The 4120-nt window shown below is 55.0% G+C and carries 4 protein-coding genes and 1 pseudogene; 2 read left to right on the top strand and 3 right to left on the bottom strand.

Going from position 1 to position 4120, the window contains the following annotated elements:
- Both P0D89_RS51290 and P0D89_RS51295 read left to right on the top strand, forming a co-directional pair.
- Positions 1 to 198, top strand: a 198-nt coding sequence (locus tag P0D89_RS51290) for a tyrosine-type recombinase/integrase (protein WP_408379368.1), incomplete at its 5' end; no start/stop codon positions are given.
- Positions 199 to 445: 247 nt separating this feature from the next.
- Positions 446 to 787, top strand: coding sequence for a hypothetical protein (locus tag P0D89_RS51295; RefSeq protein ID WP_408370580.1), 342 nt, complete (start codon positions 446 to 448; stop codon positions 785 to 787).
- 427 nt (positions 788 to 1214) lie between these two features.
- Here the strand turns inward: P0D89_RS51295 and P0D89_RS51300 are convergent, their stop codons facing one another.
- The 3 genes and pseudogenes from P0D89_RS51300 to P0D89_RS51310 form a co-directional block, all read right to left on the bottom strand.
- Positions 1215 to 2423: a glycosyltransferase family 4 protein gene (locus tag P0D89_RS51300; RefSeq protein ID WP_408370578.1), complete on the bottom strand. Its 1209-nt coding sequence runs from the start codon at positions 2421 to 2423 to the stop codon at positions 1215 to 1217.
- 956 nt (positions 2424 to 3379) lie between these two features.
- Positions 3380 to 3526, bottom strand: a pseudogene (locus tag P0D89_RS51305) (Tn3 family transposase); the annotation flags it as partial.
- A 275-nt stretch (positions 3527 to 3801) separates the two neighbouring features.
- The coding region (locus P0D89_RS51310; RefSeq protein ID WP_408370576.1) for a hypothetical protein at positions 3802 to 4120 on the bottom strand (319 nt) is incomplete at its 5' end.

The following is a 4120-nucleotide window of genomic DNA, read 5'->3' on the forward strand; positions in this document are numbered from 1 at the left end:
GCCTTCGCCACGCATTTACTGGAGGCCGGCACCGACGTGCGCCGGATCCAGCTGCTGATGGGCCATAGGTCCCTTTCGACCACTTCGCGCTACTTACGAATCGCGACCAGCACCGTGTGCGCGACCCCGAGTCCCTTCGACCTGCTGCCGCATCCCGTACCCATCCCGCCGGCGCCCACACCGCCCGCATACTTCTGAAGCCGGCGATGCGCCCGGCGCTCGAGGTGGCGGACAGCTTCAGCGCAGAATATCGAGTAGTCGACGTATCGGCTTTGTTCACTTGTCGAGGTTGAGGCGCGCACCGCATCAAGCTGGTGGGACACTCATCGAGAACGCATCTGTTTCACCAAAGATGGAGCTCTGCCCTACATCGCGACATGTGCGCTGAGAGCGTATCCAAATGCCAACACGGAGCTGATCGCCCGAGCACTTTAATGAGCCAAGCATGTGGTCATCTCACCTGCACTATGAACTCGGCAAGCAAATTCACGCCGGCTTCTTTCGTCTTACCCCTTTTGGGCAGGATATAGTGCTCCGCACTATCCTGAACTTCAAGGTTGGTGAAGCCCCAAGAAGAAAAACTTTGGACTCCGGAGCCGCGAGCAGAATAGATCGCTGCGATCCCTCATTTCTTGCGATCAGAAGAAGCGGCATCAGCAATGAGGCGTACGGGAAAATACACGGCCATCCGGAAGGTCATGCGGGTTTCGATGATTTCCTCGTCGGCGGCGCACGAGAGGTCGGCAATTGCGCGAAGCGAGCTCCCGCGCACCAATTCGCGTCCTGAATCTGCTTGGCGAAGAATGGCAAGCTATCCCGGATACACTCAGGGAGGACATTCTCGAAGGGGCTGCCACATCATTGAGCTACCGACATGAATAATTAACCCAAACTGGAAGCTGAGCGAAGGCCCGAATCATACTGCGCAGATGGGAACTCATGCTGAACGAATTGAAATGCCATTCAACGCCTAGGAAATGTCCGCTTCAACCGGACAAGGCCGCCCGTTCAAGCTGACGCAATTGACGATGCCCACGATAGGCGGGCCTCTGAACTGCGTCGGACAACTTCGCGTTTTTCTTTCCAAAGAACGAAGGTCGCCTGTATATCAATTCCCGCAAGTCCTGCCTTCGCGTGATTTGGGTAACGCCCGCCCCAATCCCGTAGCCCTCCCATGATTTCGTCATTCGGTTCGACGCGTCCGCGAGACGACGCTAACCGGCGCGCACCTCTTGACTGAGACCGGCGAACTCCGTACTGACATCGGCTGGCAGTTCTGCCTTGACACTATACCGCGCAAACGGTTCGTTGTCCCCGTACGGCAGTTGGGCGTCGATAAATGTCATCAGTGCCGCCTTGAAGTTCTCGGACGAGAATCGCTCGGCGTTGGCGCGGCATTGTCGTGGATCGAACAGGCTGGCGTTTTTCTCAAACCGGATGATCGCCCCCATTAGCGACTCCGGTGTCTGCTCTCCGAAGAAAACGCCAGTGGGCCGCTCAAGCGGCAAGCCGACAACCGACTCAAGCACCCCTCCCTTGCCGAACGCGATGACCGGGGTTCCGCATGCCTGAGCTTCGACCACGGCGATTCCAAAGTCCTCTTCGGCCGCAAACACAAACGCGCGTGCTCGCCGCAGGTGATCGACAAGAACACCGGACGGCTGTTGACCCAGAATGGTCACGTTCTCTGCAGCCAGCGACCTGATCCGTTTCATCTCGGGACCATCTCCGATCACAACGAGCCGGCGTTGGGGTATCCGCGAAAAGGCTTGGACAATCAGATCGATCCGTTTGTAGGGCACCATGCGTGAAGCTGTGACATAAAAGTCATCCTTTTGCGTGCTCATCGTCATGTTTTTCAAATCGACAGGCGGATAGATCACCGTTGCTTCGCGTTGATACGCTTTTCTGATCCGTCGCGCGATGAACTGTGAATTGGCAAGAAGGTGATCGACTCCGTTGGCCGAGCGCGAATCCCAGCCGCGGACGTAATGGAGCAGAACACGTGCCATGACAGATTTGAGTCCAGTTGCCAGATGAGCCTCTCTAAGATACTGATGCTGCAGGTCCCACGCATAGCGAATTGGTGAATGGACGTAGCTGACGTGTATCTGATTCGGCCCCGTAAGAACACCTTTTGCCACTGCATGCGAACTTGATATCACGAGATCATAGGCGGACAAGTCGACTTGTTCGATAGCGATTGGCATCAAGGGCAGATATGCGCGATAACGCCTTCGGGCAAAAGGCATTTGCTGGATAAACGAGGTTTTGACGGATTTTCCCTTCACGCAATCACGGTCTTCAAGAAAATCTACAATTGCAAAGATGTCCGCCTTAGGGAAGCATTCGATGATATTTTTCAGAACCTTCTCTGCACCGCCCGAAACCACCAACCAATCGTGAACGATAGCAACTTTCACTTCGACCCTCCGGTTTGGAGACAAGAGGGGGCGCGCATTTCGGCACCAGTGCGCGCCCGCGGCCGAGTCTTCACATTCAAATACAACCTGTTGATCATTCGGATCGCAAATAGTACATGGGGAATGACAATGGGAACTTTTCCATGGGGTGAAGGATAGGCTCCGCACAAAGCATAAAAATGTCCCCGGCAGGAATTAGTGCATTAATGTCCGAATCCGCCGAAGGCGTTACAAATTCAATCGACCGCCGGGAAATTATTCCAATCTGCTTGCTGTAACAACCTGATACAAAACGGTATGGGCGCGACAGATTGGTGGCCGTTCGTCTTGGAAACACCCGGTTGACGATCCTGCGGTACTCGCTGCCGGAAGTCTGCGGGGTTCCACAAAGGTGCAACGTGTCCATGGACGGCACTTCGGCACGCCGCGTACCGCAATGGATGAGACAGTTGAGTGGTCGAGCGATTTTTTACAATGCATGTCGCTGCAGTCACATAACGCCCGTCCACCACGGCCTCCCGACGCTATCTGAATCCCCTGATTGGCACGCAAGAAGGAACCGCTCACCTTCGAACCATGATCCTCTTTCGTGTAGGTTCTCGCCCCGAAAGCGTTTTCCTCGATTATGAAATAGCACGTTCTGCCGGGGTTCTTGCCCTTGTTATCCGTAATCAGATCGATCTGGAAGCCGACAGTTCGGTTCGCAACCACCTCAAACTGGGTGTCGGCGTTGTAGTCGTCAGACCACAAATAAATCGCCGACGACCCCGTCGGTTGCGTAACTTTCGATTCGATCGTGTTCCTCTCCACGAGGCCGCACCCGCTATCGTGGAGTTGGCCAACCTCAATGGCGTAGAAAGGGCGCGATGCGGAGAGTGAAAACGTCATCGTGTTGTCGGTCCTCAGGATTACCCACATCTCTATGAGTGAAGAGAGGATTGCCGTCACCGATCGCGACGTCCGGATGGGATCGCCCGCTGAACTGTATGTACCGCCTCCCCGCGATTGAGCACATGCTGCAATTCGGCGCGAAACGCCGGATTGGTGAGGTAGTCGATCAGGTAAATCGTCCGGAACAGACGCCCGATATGGACACCGCCATCACTATCAGGCGAGAAAGACTCACAACATTCAGTCGGTGATGTACTACGTGCTCGACAGCGGCAACGATACGTTCGGCATTATGATAAACGGTTCGCAAATCAATCCATCGTATAGCGCATTTACGTGGGATTGCACGGCTGGTATTTGCCTGGAACGTTCAACGAAACGTACTTTGGACGGAGCGTATCGAATAGTATCTTTTCTTGAGGACGTTCGGCGACGTATCGATACAGGATAGACCTCATCCCGCCTTGAACCAGTTTCGAGTTAGCATTCAAGTCTTCTCCTGCGCACAGTTTTGCCGAGTCGGCGACAGAAAGCTTCCACGCCTTGCGGAAATACGGATCGTCCAACGATTGACCGCTCGAGCTCCGTCGCGCAGACTAGCGGCCTTATCTTCTGCGAAGAAACGGTTCTTCCGGTTCCGGCGGCCGTCTACGGGCGAGAAAACGGCGTTGGCGCGTACGAGGTTATCGCATTGAAGTCTGTGGAACCGGTTTGGCCGGTATTCCGGAGGTTTTGGCGAAATTTGTCCGTCCGCGGAATTCTTACCTTGAGATGGCCCGACGAAGCTTTCCGGCGTGCTCTCCTGC

It is taken from the genome of Paraburkholderia sp. RL18-085-BIA-A, from assembly GCF_046027075.1.
Taxonomy (GTDB): domain Bacteria; phylum Pseudomonadota; class Gammaproteobacteria; order Burkholderiales; family Burkholderiaceae; genus Paraburkholderia.

What these genes read in the sequence shown, in the direction of transcription:
- P0D89_RS51295 (WP_408370580.1), top strand. Translation starts at nt 446, where the DNA reads ATGTGGTCATCTCACCTGCACTATGAACTCGGCAAGCAAATTCACGCC.